This is a genomic window from Chitinophaga solisilvae, from assembly GCF_009928525.1.
Classification (GTDB): Bacteria; Bacteroidota; Bacteroidia; order Chitinophagales; family Chitinophagaceae; genus Chitinophaga; species Chitinophaga solisilvae.
In genome coordinates this window covers 183765-200884 of the sequence record NZ_JAABOK010000003.1, presented here as the reverse complement: position 1 = coordinate 200884, position 17120 = coordinate 183765, and the positions used below count along the sequence as shown (strand labels likewise).

At 49.3% G+C, this 17120-nt stretch carries 13 protein-coding genes; 8 read left to right on the top strand and 5 right to left on the bottom strand.

The genetic code is table 11. The features are described 5' to 3' along the window. Nucleotides 1–89: 89 nt before the first annotated feature. Nucleotides 90–1070 carry a FecR family protein gene (locus GWG06_RS06815; RefSeq protein WP_160712177.1) on the bottom strand — a complete coding sequence of 327 codons (981 nt, stop codon included), beginning with the start codon at nucleotides 1068–1070 and terminating at the stop codon, nucleotides 90–92. Between the two features lie 104 nt (nucleotides 1071–1174). Between GWG06_RS06815 and GWG06_RS06810 the strand changes: the two genes are divergently transcribed. Beyond that, nucleotides 1175–1762: a sigma-70 family RNA polymerase sigma factor gene (locus tag GWG06_RS06810; protein ID WP_160712175.1), complete on the top strand. Its 588-nt coding sequence runs from the start codon at nucleotides 1175–1177 to the stop codon at nucleotides 1760–1762. A gap of 80 nt (nucleotides 1763–1842) precedes the next feature. On the opposite strand, the gene GWG06_RS06805 is transcribed toward GWG06_RS06810, so the two are convergent. The 3 genes from GWG06_RS06805 to GWG06_RS06795 all read right to left on the bottom strand — a co-directional run bounded on the left by GWG06_RS06805 (nucleotide 1843) and on the right by GWG06_RS06795 (nucleotide 2815). Next, on the bottom strand, nucleotides 1843–2070 hold the full coding sequence (locus tag GWG06_RS06805) for a hypothetical protein (RefSeq protein WP_148128177.1): 228 nt from the start codon (nucleotides 2068–2070) through the stop codon (nucleotides 1843–1845). A gap of 100 nt (nucleotides 2071–2170) precedes the next feature. Further along, on the bottom strand, nucleotides 2171–2521 hold the full coding sequence (locus GWG06_RS06800) for a TM2 domain-containing protein (protein WP_127038324.1): 351 nt from the start codon (nucleotides 2519–2521) through the stop codon (nucleotides 2171–2173). A gap of 3 nt (nucleotides 2522–2524) precedes the next feature. Further along, nucleotides 2525–2815 (bottom strand): DUF2752 domain-containing protein, encoded by a 291-nt coding sequence (locus GWG06_RS06795; RefSeq protein ID WP_127038322.1) that lies wholly within the window; start codon nucleotides 2813–2815, stop codon nucleotides 2525–2527. A gap of 170 nt (nucleotides 2816–2985) precedes the next feature. On the opposite strand from GWG06_RS06795, the gene GWG06_RS06790 reads away from it, so the two are divergent. The 6 genes from GWG06_RS06790 (at nucleotide 2986) to GWG06_RS06765 (ending at nucleotide 12885) form a co-directional block, all read left to right on the top strand. Then, on the top strand, nucleotides 2986–3450 hold the full coding sequence (locus tag GWG06_RS06790) for a ribosome maturation factor RimP (protein ID WP_235938185.1): 465 nt from the start codon (nucleotides 2986–2988) through the stop codon (nucleotides 3448–3450). A 16-nt stretch (nucleotides 3451–3466) separates the two neighbouring features. After that, complete coding sequence (gene nusA / locus GWG06_RS06785) at nucleotides 3467–4714, top strand: transcription termination factor NusA (RefSeq protein WP_127038318.1); 1248 nt, start codon at nucleotides 3467–3469, stop codon at nucleotides 4712–4714. A 91-nt stretch (nucleotides 4715–4805) separates the two neighbouring features. Further along, complete coding sequence (infB, locus tag GWG06_RS30685) at nucleotides 4806–8459, top strand: translation initiation factor IF-2 (protein WP_262888676.1); 3654 nt, start codon at nucleotides 4806–4808, stop codon at nucleotides 8457–8459. Nucleotides 8460–8697: 238 nt separating this feature from the next. Then, nucleotides 8698–10083: a peptidylprolyl isomerase gene (locus GWG06_RS06775; protein ID WP_127038316.1), complete on the top strand. Its 1386-nt coding sequence runs from the start codon at nucleotides 8698–8700 to the stop codon at nucleotides 10081–10083. A gap of 344 nt (nucleotides 10084–10427) precedes the next feature. Continuing rightward, nucleotides 10428–12155: an amidophosphoribosyltransferase gene (locus GWG06_RS06770; RefSeq protein ID WP_235938183.1), complete on the top strand. Its 1728-nt coding sequence runs from the start codon at nucleotides 10428–10430 to the stop codon at nucleotides 12153–12155. Between the two features lie 235 nt (nucleotides 12156–12390). Continuing rightward, on the top strand, nucleotides 12391–12885 hold the full coding sequence (locus GWG06_RS06765; protein WP_127038312.1) for a SixA phosphatase family protein: 495 nt from the start codon (nucleotides 12391–12393) through the stop codon (nucleotides 12883–12885). Here GWG06_RS06765 and proC read toward each other — a convergent pair. Continuing rightward, nucleotides 12882–13679: a pyrroline-5-carboxylate reductase gene (proC, locus tag GWG06_RS06760; protein ID WP_160712171.1), complete on the bottom strand. Its 798-nt coding sequence runs from the start codon at nucleotides 13677–13679 to the stop codon at nucleotides 12882–12884. The genes GWG06_RS06765 and proC overlap by 4 nt on opposite strands. 77 nt (nucleotides 13680–13756) lie before the next feature. Between proC and GWG06_RS06755 the strand changes: the two genes are divergently transcribed. Then, nucleotides 13757–17053: a DEAD/DEAH box helicase gene (locus tag GWG06_RS06755; RefSeq protein ID WP_160712169.1), complete on the top strand. Its 3297-nt coding sequence runs from the start codon at nucleotides 13757–13759 to the stop codon at nucleotides 17051–17053. The last annotated feature ends 67 nt before the right edge of the window (nucleotides 17054–17120 follow it).

Below are 17120 nucleotides of genomic sequence, written 5' to 3'. Positions count from 1 at the left end.
CTTCCCTTTTTTAACGGATGTATAGGGGCGCTGTTAGCCCGGTAGTGGAATAGTCGTGGATACTGGCATTGTTCTGTTCTTTTGGCTGATTATTTATAAATGATTACGGTATCTCCCTTGATTTTGTAGTTAAAGTCGGCAGTCAGCTGCAGCGCCTTCAGCGCCCGGTTAATGTCTTCCCGGCGGAAGGTGCCCTTAAACCTGTTGCTGTTCAGCGATGCATCTTTCAGAATAATAGTTTTACCATACCATCTTTCCATAATTATGGCCAGTTCGGAAAAAGATTTGTCGTAGAATTCCATCCGTTCTTTCTGCCATAAGGTTTCGGTTTCACCTTCCCGTTCAACCGGTTGTACGGCGGCAATAAAATCGCCCCAGTCCTCACCGGTGGCCTGAGCTGCACCGGATTTACGGGTAAGGATCAGTTTATGTTGCGGTGACAGCTGCAATGATTTCTCCGGCAGGCGGTTCAGACTTACTGCTACCTTACCTTCCATCAGCGTGGTTTCCAGTGGCTCGCCGGTATATGTCTTCAGGTTAAACCTGGTGCCCAGCACTTTAACGGTAATTTCTTTGGTATGAATGATAAAAGGATACCGGGAACTGCCGGCTACATCAAAATAACCTTCACCATCCAGATATACTTCGCGCCGGCCGTTTTTCATTCCTCCGCTGTATTTAAGGCTGCTGCTTACATTGAGCCATACCTGCGTGCCGTCCGGCAGGGTTACCTGCCGGTGATCCCCTGCCAGAGTGCTTATTTCCTTCATGCCGGAAGGACGTAAAATCCAAACCAGCAGGCTGCCCGCAATCAGTAGCAGTACTGCGGCAGCGGCTTTCCACCACCCGCGCCATTTTTTTGCCGGCACCACCCATTCCTGTTCTGCCTGTAATTGCAGCACCATGCTGTCGTAGAGCGCAGGCAGCCCTGCGGGCGCCTCTTCTGACAGCCCGGACTCAAAAGTCTCGTACCAGGATTCCAGCTGCTGCCGCTCCTTTTCTGTACAGTCTCCTTTCAGGTATTTGTCCAGCAGCTGCAGCAGCTGCCTGTCGGTTGTTTCTGGTTGCATGTCTATATAAGACACATAATTTTTTAACTACCCTACCTCTTCTTCCTTCTTTTTTAAAAAGGTAATTATCAACATCTCTTTTATTTTTTTACCTTTTGCCCCGAATGACCACGTATTCCACCTTATCAGACCAGGAGCTGACGGCCCTGCTGGCGCGCGATGACAACAATGCCTTCCGGACGTTGTACGAGCGCCATGCGCAGGAGCTGTACCTGACAGCCTTCAAAAAGCTGCCGGTACCACATTTGCTGGAAGACCTGCTGCAAGAAGTGTTTCTAAACCTTTACCGGAAACGCGCCACTTTGGGAGAAATCACCAATATCAGGGCTTATCTGCACAGCGCCCTGCGCAACCGCATCTTCAACGAATTACGCAACTCCCTGATTCATGAACAGCACCACCAGCAGGTCATCATCCCGGAGGCGGCGGAAAGCGCCTGTAACTATGACCTGCAGCTACTGGAAAAACGTTTCGGAGCAGCCCTGGACCGCCTGAGTGCCCGCAGCCGGGAAATTTTTCTCCTCAGCAGAAGAGATGAGTTATCCTATAAGGAGATAGCAGCGCGTTTAGGCATTTCCGTAAAAGCCGTGGAAAAGCATATGGGTAAAGCATTACAGGTGATGCGGAGCGAGTTTAAGGATTACAGTGTGGTAGCGGCAGTATGCCTGGCAGTAACAACACATTGGAAATAAAAAAAATCCCCGGCTGCTATGGCAACCAGGGAGAAAATTTCGTCTGTTGTAACTGTCAATGGATGTCAGTACAAACGCTGTTATTTAATTTCTTCAAAATCAATATAGTCGTCCTTACCCGGTTTCTGAGCCGGACGGGAAACGGGAGGCTGCTGGGTATAGCCATTCTGGGCCGCCTGCTGCTCCTCATATTGCTGGCGCATATGCTGTTGCATATCGCTCATCTGTTTGCGTACGACTTTAGTGGATCTGTAAACCGGTATGATAAAATCAAATACCAGCTTGTACAGCAGCCACGCAAAAAACATATAAAGCAAAAATCTCAACATAATGCGACAAAGATAGCGGATTATATCTTCCCCGATTCCGGCGGCTATCTGGTTTTAAGGTTTCTTTAACTTTCCTGTTTTACAGGCCCAGCAGTCCGGCCGCTTTCAGCGCTTCCTGCTTGTTGTATTCCCAGGTGAGCTTCCGGTAGTTGACAGCATCTATAATAGTTCCTACACAGCAAAATCCCAGGGTAATCATGTAGAGGATACCCATCACGATCTGGCCGAGCAGAAACCGCTGGATGCCGGCTACCGCCACCAGCCCCAGCAGGGAGCAGATCAGGATGACTTGCGGGTCTTTGCGTCTGGACTGATAAACGGCCAGAAAGCGCTGTTTGTTCTCCAGACTGTAGTTTTTAGTGATTTCCTGCAGCCACAGCATCTCTTCGGGCTCTATTCCCGGAAGCATAGCGAAAGAAAAGTCTGTCATAATTCAGGGGTTTTTGAAGGTGGAATATTGTAATATAGACAGTTGTGCGATCCGGTAAATCAGCCCTGCTACTACAAAAGGCGCCAGCCAGTGATGGCGGATGGCAGTTTCCCACTGGCCGTGTAACAGGTAATGTATGCTGTGGCCCAGGCCGCAGCCGGGGCAGAAGGGGAGTCCTGCATTTTTAAACAGGCAGAGCGAAGCACCTTGCCGGCCGGGTTGAAAAAAGTATAGCAGCAATAATCCGGCAGGCCAGGCCAGAAGTTCAGGATATATCTTTTTTATCAACGCCATGTGCATTAAATATTTTTAAAAGATATATGACAGGTGGGACAGCTTCTGCATACATATATTTATATACAAGTTAAAGAATTTGTTTTTCAATCAAAATAAAATCCTAAATTTGCGTAGGAAAAATGATTCAAACGAAGGGGACGAGACATTGTCCCCTTCGCGCTTTTTGTATGGCAAACGAACACGTGATAAACGCTATCCGGGAATTAGCAGAAGGACTGCTGGCAAATGATCCCGATAATTTTTTGGTAGACATCAGAATTAAGCCCACTAACAACGTAAAGCTCTTTTTAGATGGGGACAAAGGTGTGCCGGTAGATAAGCTGGTATCCTTTAACCGAAAGCTCTATCCTTTGCTGGAAGCTGCTGAACTGTTTCCCAACAACGATTTCTCCCTGGAAGTTTCTTCCCCCGGCCTGGATGAGCCCCTGAAATTGCACAGACAATACCTTAAAAATATTGGACGTAAAGTGGAAGTGACCCTCCTTGACGGAAGCGTTAAAGAAGGGAATCTGGTGGCGGTAACTGAAGAAACCATCACGATTGAAGAACTGATTGGCAAAAAGAAGGAAATTAAATCAACCGACTTAAAACTTAATGAAATAAAGCACACTAAAGTGTGCATCGTGTTTTAAAATATAACAACTAAACATGGCTAGTATTAACCTGATTGAGTCATTCACCGAGTTTAAAGAGGCGGAAAACATTGACCGCCCTACGTTGATGAAGGTATTGGAAGATGTGTTCAAAACACTGCTGCGGAAAAAATATGGCTCGGATGAGAACTTTGATGTCATTGTAAATACAGAGAAAGGCGACCTTGAAATATTACGCCGTCGTACCATTGTGGCCGACGGAGAAGTGGAAGATGATAATGCGCAGATTGCATATGCTGATGCAATTAAAGTAGAACCGGACTACCAGATCGGTGAGGATCTTTACGAAGAAGTGGAAATCCTGGATTTCGGCCGCAGGGCAATCCTGGCAGCCAAACAAACACTGTCTGCCCGTATCGGCGACCTGAAAAAAAATATCCTGGTGAAGAAATACGCCGATAAAGCAGGCGAAATTGTGAACGGGGAAGTGTACCAGGTTTGGAAAAAAGAAGTTTTATTGCTTGATGATGAAGGGAATGAGTTAATTTTGCCTAAATCTGAACAAATACCCACAGATTATTTCAAAAAAGGGGAAAATGTCAGGGCGGTAGTGAAGAAAGTAGAAATGAAGAATAATGCTCCGCTCATCATCCTCTCCCGCACTCACCCATCCTTCCTGGCCAAACTCCTGGAGATTGAAGTGCCTGAAATATTTGACGGTCTTATTGTCATCAAGAAAATCGTCCGCGAACCGGGCGAAAGAGCAAAAGTTGCCGTAGAATCCTACGATGACCGTATTGACCCGGTGGGCGCCTGTGTGGGTATGAAAGGTAGCCGCATTCACGGTATTGTTCGTGAACTCAGAAACGAAAATATTGATATCATTAACTATACCACCAACATTCAGCTGCTGATCCAGCGCTCCCTCACGCCGGCAAGGATCAGCCGTATGGAAGTGGATAACGAAAACAAATACGCTTCTGTTTACCTCAACCCTGACCAGGTATCACTGGCCATCGGCAAAAAAGGCGTAAACATTAAGCTCGCCTGCGAACTGACCGGCTACGAAATAGATGTGTTCCGCGATGAAGCTCAGGAACAGGCTGAATTTGATATCGATCTGGAAGAATTCTCAGATGAAATCGAAGAATGGATCATAGATGAACTGAAAAGAATAGGTTGTGACACTGCCCGCAGCGTATTAGAGCTGACCACTGAAGAACTGGTTCGCCGTTCGGATCTGGAAGAAGAGACAGTGCAGGATGTAAGAAGAATATTACAGGAAGAGTTTGACAAAGAATAAAGCCCAGCCAGAACCCTTCCCAGGTAAAGGGCTTATAAGAAGGGGAATTGATTTTTTCGAGTTATTGTTTAAACGTAAAAAAACATCCCGTTTGGAAAAAACGGGAAACAGGGGAGGCCCGAAATACGATATGCCTGAAACAACAAACAACACACCACGATTGCTGGCTGCAGCCAAAGAGTTTAATATTGGTAAGGAAACCCTCATAGATTTCCTTAGCAATAAAGGCTTTGATATGGGTGGCTTTGGTTCTCCAAATGCCCGCCTCACGGCTGTTATGTACTCAGCGCTGCAGTCGGAGTTCCAACAGGACAAGGCTAACAAACGCAAAAGCGATCAGATAGCCCTGCCCAAAGGAAGCGTGTTAGAAACGAAGATGAAGAAGGAGAAGGAGGAAGCGGAGGCTGCGGCTAAAAAGAATAATACGAAAGACAAAGACGATGCTGCACCCGTAGCGGAAGCTCCTAAAGCAGAACCAGCTCCTGAAACTAAAACAGAACCTGTCAGGGAAACCCCTAAACAGGAACCGCAGGCTGCTGCCCCTGCAACACCACCTCCTGCCAAAGAAAAAGAGAAGGAAGAACCGAAACCCAAAGTGGAACAACCCGTTGTTACAGCTCCCCCTGTTGCGGAAGTTCCCAAAGCGCCGGTTACTCCGCCTCCTGCCGAACAGGAAGTAGTGAAAACTGAATCACCTAAAATTAACGGGCCGAAAGTCATTACTACTATTGATCTCGACGCCATTAACCGTAAAAAAGCTCCCGCGAAGAAAGAACCGGATACCCCGGCTCCTCAACCGGAAGCTGCTACTCCGGCTCCGCCTGCCAGAGAGGAAAAACCGCAACCGGTTACTCCTCCGCCTGCCGCAGAAAAACAACCGGAACCTAAACCGGCGCCTGTTACTCCTGCCCCGGCAGCTACCACTGCCCCGGCCGAAAAAGCAGAAAAACCGGAGATAGCTACACCTAAAAAAGAGGAAAAGGCGGAACCCGCCCAACCTGCGCCGCAAGCAGAGAAAGCAGCGAAAACAGAAACAACCGATACGACAGAAAAAACGGAGAAAGCCGCACCGGTTCAAGATAAACCTGTAGTTAAAAAAGTGGAAGAAGTATTACAAGAGGCAAAACCGGCTGCAATCAAAGAACCGGCGACAATTCCTGTTAAACAACCCGTAAAGGAAGAAAATCGCAATACTGCTGCTACCGATAATAACAGCCAGCAAACACCTCCTCCTGCTCAGGACGAGCAAACACCTGCTGTTATTACAAACATCCAGGCCGAAAAATTAACCGGCCCGAAAGTAATCGGTAAAATTGAACTGCCAGTTCAGTCTGACAGACGCGATAATAACAAAAACAACTTCAGCAGAGACGAAAAACGCAAACGCAAGCGTATCATCGTTGAGAAAAAACCGGAACCTATCCAGTCCAAAGATTTTCCTAAAGAAGGAGATCGTAAGGAAGGCGGAGCCCCCGGCGAACATCGTCAGCAAGGCAACCGTCCGCACGATAACCGCGGCGGCGGCCATCAGGGTGGTAATCGTCCACAGGGCGATAACCGCAACCGTCAGGGCGGCGGTAATACCGGCGGATTCAACAGACAAGGCCAGGGTCAGGGCCAGGGCGGTCAGAACCAGGGCGGCGGCTTCAACAGAGGCGGCGGTCAGGGTGGTAACCGTCAGGGCGGCGGTCAGGGACAACAAGGCGGCGGCTTCAACAGAGGCGGTGGCCAGGGCGGTAACAGACCAGGCGGACAAGGCAACTACAACCGGCCAGGCCAGGGCGGTAACTATAACAGACCCGGCCATGGTAACCGTGATGATAAACGTCCTGTTGAAGAAAAAGAAATCGACAAAAACGAGATCCAGAATAAGATCAAGGAAACAATGGCCAAACTCGGTGGCGGCGGTCGCGGTAAAAACGTGAAAGCCAAACACCGCAGGGAAAAACGTGAGGAAAGAGCTTCCCTCAAAGCTAAAGAAGGTCAGGAAGACAACAAGCTCCAGGTAACGGAATTCGTTTCCGTGAGCGAGCTGGCCAACCTGATGGACGTTAGCTTCGCAGAAGTAATCTCCAAATGTATGGGCCTCGGTATCATGGTATCTATTAACCAACGCCTCGATGCGGAAGTAATAGAACTGGTGGCCGGCGAATTCGGTTACGAAGTGGAATTCATTGGTCTGGATGCTGTAGAAGAAACCGATGAGGAAGATGAAGTAGATGCACCGGAAGACCTGCTCCCACGCGCCCCGATCGTTACGATCATGGGTCACGTAGACCACGGTAAAACCTCCCTGCTCGACTACATCCGCAGCGCTAACGTGGTAGCCGGCGAGGCCGGTGGTATCACCCAGCACATCGGGGCATACCAGGTAACCACCGCTAACGGTAAGAAAATTACCTTCCTCGATACCCCGGGTCACGAAGCGTTTACCGCCATGCGTGCCCGTGGTGCGAAAGCAGCGGATATCGCCGTAATCGTTGTAGCTGCTGATGACGCCATCATGCCGCAGACCAAGGAAGCCATCTCTCACTCTCAGGCAGCAGGCCTGCCAATGGTCTTCGCTATCAACAAGATAGATAAAGACGGCGCCAACCCTGAGAAAATCAAGGAACAACTGGCCGGTATGAACCTCCTGGTGGAAGACTGGGGCGGTAAATACCAAAGCCAGGAAATCTCTGCAAAAAGCGGGTTGAACATCGACGTTCTCCTCGAAAAAATACTGCTCGAAGCAGAACTGCTGGAACTGAAAGCCAACCCTGACCGCGAAGCATCCGGTTCTATCGTGGAAGCATCCCTGGATAAAGGCCGCGGTTACGTTGCCTCCCTCCTGGTACAGAATGGTACCCTCCGTCAGGGCGATACCATCGTATCCGGCTCCTTCTACGGTAAAATCAAAGCCATGTTCAACGAACGCGGCCAGAAAATGGACATCGCCGGACCTTCCATGCCGGTACAGGTACTCGGTCTGAATGGCGCCCCTCAGGCAGGTGAGAAGTTCAAAATGTACGAAGACGAATCTGAAGCTAAAGAAGTGGCTAACCGCAGAGCCCAGATCGTTCGCGAACAAGGTATCCGTACCAAGAAACATATCACTCTGGATGAAATCGGCCGCCGTCTGGCACTGGGTAACTTTAAACAGCTTAACCTCATCATCAAGGCCGACTTTGACGGTTCCGTTGAGGCATTGAGCGACTCCCTGCAGAAACTGTCTACCGAAGAAATCGTTATCAGTATCGTACACAAAGCCGTAGGTCAGATCACCGAATCCGACGTATTGCTCGCTACCGCTTCTGATGCCATCATCCTCGGTTTCCAGGTGCGTCCTTCTTCCCAGGCAGGCAAGCTGGCGGAAAAAGAAAACATCGAAATCCGCAACTACTCCATCATCTACGACGCGATCGAAGAAATCAAGAGCGCGATGGAAGGGATGCTGGAACCAAAAATCGAAAAGAAAGTGGTGTGCAACGTTCAGGTGCGCGAAACCTACAAATTCGACAAGGTTACCGTTGCAGGTTGCTTCGTACTCGATGGCAAGTTAGCCCGCAATACCCGCATCAACGTGGTAAGAGACGGTATCGTAGTATTCACCGGAGAACTCGCCTCCCTCAAACGTTATAAAGATGACGTGAAGGAAGTAGCCTCCAACATGGAATGCGGTCTCAGCGTACGCGGTTACAGCGACCTCAGACCAAACGATATCATCGAAGGCTTCGAAGAAGTAGAAGTAAAAAGAACACTCTAAAATAATATCTCCCCGCCCGCCGGGGAGATATTGACAATATCCCTGATTGAAAGGCTGCCGGAATAGAGAAACCCAACGGTAACTCTATACCGACAGCCTTTCTTCTTACAAATAAGAATAATAACAGCCCTGTAACCGGCTGAAAGCTAAAATCTATTTCTAAACTTTTGTTAAATCAGTCTTAATCTACTACAGTACTGATCTTTAATTGGTTATTTTTGAATTTTACCGCTTTAGTATGAAGAAACTTTTGGCATTATCTGCATGTACATTGCTGTTATGGCAGGCTTCTACCGCCCAGCAAAAACTGGTGGCAGACAAAATCATCGGTGTGGTGGGTGATAAAATCATCCTGAAATCCGATATGGATGGCGCGCTCGCTGAAATTCAGCGCAACACCCCGGATGGCAACATCCCTCCGCAGGCTGCCTGTAACACCATGGAGATGCTGATATCCCAAAAAGTAATGGTTCTCCAGGCTGAACGTGACAGCTTACCTATCACAGACGGCGAAATTGAAGCGCAAATGGAAAACCGTATCCGCTACTTCGAACAGCTGTACGGCTCCAAAGAAAAAATGAAGGAAATAACCGGATATTCCGTTTATCAGCTCCGCGAACGCTTCCGTACCCCCATCAGGGAAAACCTGCTGGCACAAGCCATGCGGAATAAAGTAATCGAATCCGTTAAAGTAACCCCCTCCGAGGTAAAACGTTACTATGATGCCATCCCGAAAGACAGTCTCAAATTCTACGAATCTGAGCTGGAAGTAGGCCAGATCGTTATTACCCCTAAAGCTACCCGGGAAATGGATAACTACGCCATCGACCGCTTACTCGATTTCAAAAAACGCGTACAGAATAAAGAATCAGATTTCGGTTCCCTAGCCATTCTCTACTCCGAAGATCCTGGCGTAAAGGAAAACAAAGGCGTTTACGTGCTTAACCGCAACGAAAAAAACACCTGGGATCCCGACTTCCTCGCCGCAGCCTTCCGTCTGAAAGAAGGAGAAATCTCTTCTCCGGTAAAATCCCAGCACGGCTACCACCTGATTCAGATGGTTAAACGCCAGGGCGACAACGTTACTGTACAGCACATCCTGGTAAGAGCAGCCGTAACCAAATCCGACCTCTCTTCCTGCATGACCAAACTGGACTCTATCCGCAGCGGTATCCTCAACAATAAATACACGTTCTCCGAAGCCGTTACCAAGTTCAGTGACGCCCCATCCGCCAAATTCGACGGCGGTATGATCCAGTCAAGAACCGGCGAAGGCGGTACCCTGATCACGATCGATCAGCTGGACGACCCTTCTGAAAGAGACATCGTTATGATGCTGGATACCCTGAAACCAGGCAAAATCTCCGCTCCGGTACAATTCACCGACGATAACGGCCGCACTGCCACCCGCATCGTTTATCTGAAAACACGTACCCAGCCACACCGGGAAAACCTCACTGACGATTATTCCCGCGTGCAGCAACGTACCCTGGACATCAAAAAGGCAGAAGCCATCAACAAATGGCTCACAGAAAAGATCCCAACCTTCTACGTACACGTAGATGAAGATTATAAAAACTGCACCCACATCAGTCAGTGGATGGCAGGCCTTGCAAAACAGTAATTACGAATTACGAATTGCGAATTACGAATGTAAAAGCGAAGACCAGAGCGGATACTGCTCTGGTCTTCGCTTTTACATTCGTAATTCGCAATTCGTAATTCGTAATTTAAAGCCTCATAGTTATTCCCTTAAACCACCGCTTAAATCTCCGCTCCTACATTCGTCATTCGCAATTCGTAATTCGTAATTATTTTGCCGTAACTTTGCGTCTTCAATTTTCTGCGATGAGTGATGCGATCAAACATGAATGCGGTCTGGCATTTATTAGGTTAAGAAAGCCGTTCTCCTATTACCAACAAAAATATGGAACCGTTTTCTATGGGCTGAACAAACTGTACCTGCTCATGGAAAAACAACACAACAGGGGCCAGGATGGGGCAGGGGTTGCCTCCGTTAAGCTGGATACAGAACCTGGCGTTCCATTTATGCACCGGATCCGTAGCGCTGCTCCCCAGGCTATCGGCGATATTTTCGGAAAGATTCGTGAAGAAATACAGGAAATAGAGAAATATCAGCCTGAAATTACCAAATATCCCGGCCTGATGAAAGGGCATGTGCGCTATTTGGGAGAACTGCTGATGGGGCACCTGCGTTATGCCACCCAGGGTAAAAATAACGTGGAACTCTGCCACCCGTTTGTACGCTACAACACTATTCCTGCCCGCAACCTGACCATGGCAGGTAACTTCAACCTGGTGAATGCCGATGAACTGTTCAAGTTCACCAAGGCTGAGCCCGGCGAAGTACACAAAAACAGCGACCTCGCGGCCATGCTGGAAACCGTACACCACTTCCTCAGCAAAGAAGATGAAGAACGCCGCAACGGCCTGGATGTAAAACGCATCCTGCAACAGTCTTTCTCTCTCTTCGACGGTGGTTACCACGCCTGCGGCCTGATCGGCTCCGGCGACGCCTTCGTGATCCGCGACCCGCACGGTATCCGCCCTTCCTACTACTACATTAACGATGATGTGATTGTTGCCGCCTCCGAAAGAGCCGCTATCCGCACCACCTTTAACGTAGGAGAAAATGAGGTGCTGGAACTCATGCCCGGCAATGCGCTGATCGTGAAAAATAATGGCGAATACGCCATAGAACAGATCCTGGAACCGAAGGAACGTAAAGCCTGCAGCTTCGAAAGGATCTACTTCTCCCGCGGAAACGACGAAAAAATCTATAAGGAACGTAGTGCCCTCGGCCGTAACCTCTCGGCTACCGTGCTGAAAGCTATCGATAACGACCTGCGTAATACCATCTTCTCCTTTATCCCCAACACAGCTGAAGTTGCCTTCTATGGACTGCTGAAAGGCCTGGAAGACTACCTCAACAAAATCAAGGTGGAAAGGATTCTGTCATGGGGTAACGATTTTGATGAGGAAAAACTCACAGAAATGGTCAACCGCCGCATCCGTATTGATAAAATAGCTATCAAGGATGTGAAGATGCGCACCTTTATTACCGAGGATTCCAGCCGTAATGAGATGGTACAGCACGTGTATGACATCACCTACGGTACCGTAAGACCCGGAATTGACTCCCTCGTGGTAATAGACGACTCTATCGTACGCGGTACCACCCTCCGGGAAAGTATTGTGAAAATGCTGGACCGCCTCGGCCCGAAACGTATCATCGTGGTTTCTTCTGCTCCGCAGATCCGCTACCCCGACTGCTATGGTATCGATATGAGCAAAATGGGTGATTTCGTTGCCTTCCAGGCTGCTATCGCCCTGCTGAAAGAGCAAAACAAGGAACACATCCTGCAGGAAGCGTATGGCCTCTGTAAAGAACTGCAACGTACCAACACCCTGCACGCACAGAACGTTGTTAAAAATGTTTATAAGCCCTTCACTCCGGAAGAGATCTCCGCAAAAATTGCCCAGATTCTCACCCCCGAAGGTATCGGCGCCAAGGTAGAGGTCATCTACCAATCCATCGAAAGCCTCCACGAAGCCTGCCCCAATAACCTGGGCGACTGGTACTTCACCGGCGACTACCCGACACCGGGCGGTAACCGCGTGGTAAATAAAGCCTTCATGAACTTCATGGAAGGTAAAAATGAAAGAGGCTATTAGTACGGGAATTACGAATTATTAATTACGAATTACGAATGAAAATGCAACGGAGATCAACATATATTATGTTTTTCTTCGTTGCATTTTCATTCGTAATTCGTAATTAATAATTCGTAATTCATGTTAATTTTGTCTTAAATCCCCCTCTTTGTGCAAACTCTATTGCATCTACACATTAACTTCCTTTAAAATCTTTATTTTCGTTCCGGTAAATTATTCGTTTTCAGTTCAGCCCATGAAAACATTATTACTTATTCGTCACGCCAAATCGAGTTGGAATAATCCGGATATGGATGATTTTGACAGGCCGCTGAATAAACGCGGCAAGCAAAATGCTCCGGAGATGGCCAACCGTTTGGTTTCCAGAGGCATGGTTCCTGAGCTGATCATCGCCAGCCCCGCCAAGCGTACCCGCACCACCGCAAAAATTATGGCGGAAGAGTGGAGATACCCCAAACAGGCTATCCTCCTCGAAGAAGAACTCTATTTATGCTATGCATCTACTTTCCTCAAAGTGATCACTAAAATTGATGATGACTTCAGTACCGTAGCCATCTTTGCCCATAATCCCGGCATCACTGATTTTGCTAACTATCTCACGGAAGAAATCAGGATCGATAATGTGCCCACTACCGGTATCTTCGCCATTCAGGCGGATACAGACAACTGGAAAGATTTTGATCTCGCTAAAAAGAAGTTTCTCTTCTTCGACTACCCGCGTAATAATTAACCTTTGATGATTTTGTTGTAGGACGCCGTTATCCCTTTGATCAGTGATGAACTGAAGCCCTGATGCTCCATTTCATTCAGGCCGGCAATTGTGCAGCCTTTGGGGGTGGTAACCTTATCAATTTCTTCTTCAGGATGGCGGTTTTCCCGTATCAGCAGCTCTGCTGCGCCTTTAACTGTCTGCGCGGCAATAAGACTGGCCGTACGCACATCAAAACCTATTTCTATACCGCCCTGAATATTGGCGCGTATATAACGCAGCGCATAGGCAATACCACAGGCGCCCAGCACCGTGGCTGCATCCATCAGCTTTTCGTCAATGCTGACAGTAGCGCCCAGCTGGTCAAACATGGTTTTTACATACCGGATCTGCTCTTCGGAAGCATTCTTCGCGCAGATACAGGTAATAGACTCCTGGATGGCGATGGCGGTATTGGGCATGGCACGCACAACGGCCATACCCGGCAGTATATGGTCAAGATCGTCTATACTGACACCGGTAACAACACTGATCAGGATTTGCCTCGCGGGGTCAAAGGATGCGCGGAACTCCTGTAATACTTCGCGTACATTATATGGTTTCAACGCTACTACCACCACTTCCGCCTCCCGGATGGCCTTTGCATTATCCGTTTCTATCTGTACCCCGGCCGCTTTCAGCGATGCCAGTGTAGCGGTATTTCTTTTGGTAACCGTTATATCGGCGGCATTGGAAAAACCACTCTTCAGCAGGCCCTGTGCTATGGCTGATCCCAGATTTCCTCCACCTATAATGGCTATTTTCTTTGCAGACATACAAAATATGTTTTCATTATAAATCCTACGGAAGGTATAACAATTGCGGCATCAATGCAAACCCTTAACTTGCAGATATGCAGGCAAAACAAAAGGCAGCAGCGTTTTACGCGAGAATCAGGGAAGCATGTCATACCTCCGCTCCGGAAGAAAAAATACGGCTATATAAACTCATTCTGGAAAGCCTTTTCAGGGAACTGACACGGGAAGAAACCCGGTCTTTCGGCAACCTGTTTGCCCGCATGCAATTCTATTTTGATAAAAACACGGTTCCGCCGGAGCTGTACAAACAGCTCTCCGCATTACGCATCCTAACGAATAAGGCTATACGCGGATTGTTTCCGCTGCAGGATACAGAGCACCTGTTATGCATCAAGGCGCTGAGCAACGCTGTTGCCTGGTGCTTCCGGGAGCCGGAACCGGCGGCCCTGCAGGAACTGTACGCTGCCTGTGGCAGCATGCAGCTGTCGTTTTCCGGACAATACCGTCCGGCAGATGTTCCGCTGCTTAAATGTATGATTACTGCGGTAGGTCCGCTCGCCTTCGATAATCAGGGCAGACAAACTTTTTCCCTGGAAGTCAGAAACGACGAGCATGGAGCGTTCTGCCTGCAGCTGCATCAGCTGCACCCTGCTGTAATACTGGCACTGCATCCGTTGCTGCGTCCCTATGATACTATTATGGTACATCATTGCCGCCGCGGGGAAGACGACCATACCTATGCTACCATTACGGAAAGCCAGGTAATACTGGAACCCGATCTGCTCATCGATATCAGCGACCTGGCAGAATGCTTCACCCATAAAGGCGCCAGCAAGCTGCTATATCTCGTCAGGAAGCTCACCCCGCAGCAGTCCGCCGCAGCGGCATTCCGGGGAAATCTCGTAAACGCCCTGCTGGATGAGATGTTGCGGAACAAAGACATAGATTTTAAAACATCTTTTGTTGAAGCGGTGGCAGAGAATGTTTTACAGGCTGCCGCCTATGGCCGGGAGAAGATCAACGAGATGTTCCGTGATATACGGGGCCAGCACTGGGGCAACCTGCACAACACGGTGCGCGACCTCCAGGATAAGCCGGTACGTATAGAGCCTACTTTTTTCTCTGCCCGCTACGGGCTGCAGGGGCGGCTTGACCTCATGGCGGAAGACGAGCAGGACCCGTCCAGGAAGGAAATTTTTGAGCTGAAAAGCGGTAAGGCGCCAGACTTCAATACCTGGAAGAACCATGAGATGCAGGTAATCGGCTATAACCTGCTGCTGCACTCCACTTTCGGGAAGCAGCGCAAAGGCAGCTCCGCCATCCTGTATTCCGCAGCGGCAGCGAACCCGCTCCGGAACGTCAGCAGTACGCATAACGGAGAAAACGACCTGCTCATGCTCCGCAATGAAGTAGTAGCCATGCTGCTGCGCCTCGCCGCCGGCGATGCCGGCATATTGTCCGCTATCACCGAAACTGCTGCCACCGGCCTGCCACCATTCAGCGCCACACATTTTATCTCTTTTGAAAAAGCCTGGGAAACGGCGCCACCCGTAGCCAGAACCTATTATACAGCGTTCCTCGCCTTTGTGTTGCGGGAATACCTGCAGGCCAAGTGCGGAATGTTTTCTGAAGTGAACCGCGAAGATGACGCGGACGGATTCTCTGCCCTGTGGCTGCATCCGGAGCAGGAAAAGATGGCCCGGTTCAATATTATTCCCGGGCTCCGCTTCCGCGAATTTGATGAAGTAAACAGCGCCGTGCTATTTGATATAGTCGTTCCCGTTAGTCACAATTTTCGTACAGGCGATACCGCTATTATTTATCCGCGTACCGGTGAAACCCTGCAGCCTCTGCGGCAGCAGCTGCTGAAAGGCCGTATCGACGATCTCGGAAAAGATACACTGACCTTTTCGCTCAACAACCGCCAGATGACGCTGGACTTTTTCCGTCGCTTCGATGAGTGGATTATTGAACATGATATCTATGAATCCAACTACTGGACGGCGGCATCTTCCCTGTTTTATATTATTTCCCAACAGTACCGGCAACGTACGGATATGTTGCTCGGACAGGCTACCCCCCGCTGGCAGCCTTTGTCCTACGCAGCCCCCGCCATGTTCAACAGCAACCAGGAGCAGATCGTCAGGCAGGCGCTCGAAGCGCAGGACTATTACCTGCTGCAGGGGCCGCCGGGAACCGGTAAAACATCTTCCTTACTTACTACCATAGTAGGGGAGATGATAAAACAGGACCGCCACATCATTATAGTAGCCTTTACCAATAAAGCGGTAGAAGAGATATGCGCCAAGCTGGAAGCAAAACAGATTACCCATCTGCGGCTGGGCGGGCGCAATTCCGGCGCGGCCTTACAGCTGCGGCAATACTGCCTGAGCGGCTCCCTGGACAATGCCCGCACCTATATAACCAGCCATCGCGTATTTGTGGCTACAGTAGCGACTATGGCTACCCGTCTGGAATGGCTGCTGATGATGGGCATTCCGGCCGATACGCTGATTGCCGATGAAGCCTCCCAACTGACGGAGCCCCAGCTGCTGGGATTACTCATGCCTTTCCGCAAATTTATCCTGATAGGGGACCAGAATCAGCTGCCGCCGGTAGTGGCACAAGAAGCATTTTTCTGCGAGGTGAAAGACCCCGTGCTGCTGGCGCTGGGCATTCATGACCTGAGGTCCTCTATCTTTGAAAGGCTGATGCAGCGCTGCAAACAGGCGGGCTGGCGGCATGCCTGGGGCATGCTGAATACGCATTTCCGCATGCACGACACCATTGCAGACCTGGTCAATCATTATTACGCCGGGCAGCTGGCATCGGGAAAACCCATGCAGCGGGAAGCATTTGACCCTGGTGTGATTACCGCTGATACTGAATGGGAGCGGGTGCTGGCGCTGGGCAGGAAGGTATTTATTCCCAGCCCGTATGAACCCACCTCCAAGATGAATACTACAGAAGCCGCCAGGGTAGCGTCTTTACTGCAATACCTGAAAGGTCGCTACGGTAATGAGTTCACCAGGGATACGGTAGGCGTGGTAACTCCCTGGCGCACGCAGATCAGCCTGATACGCGAGCTGCTGGCAGAAGATAAAACGCTGCAGCAGGTGAACATTGATACAGTAGAGCGTTTCCAGGGTTCGGAGAATGACATTATTATCGTGTCACTGGCAGTGTATCATGCAGCACAGGTACACACGCTGCAATGCCTGGGGCAGTTTAAATGGGAAGAGGAGGAGATAGAGGTAGACAGAAAACTGCTGGTAACGTTGTCGCGTGCACGAAAACAGGTGATCCTGCTGGGCTATGAGCCGGTGCTGCAGGAAAGCCCTCACTACAGGAAGGTACTGGCGGAAATGAGCAGGGGGCAGTTACGTACATAACAATGGCCATACTTGCTGTATGGCCATTGTCAGACAACATCATATATGATCATTCCTGGAAAACCAG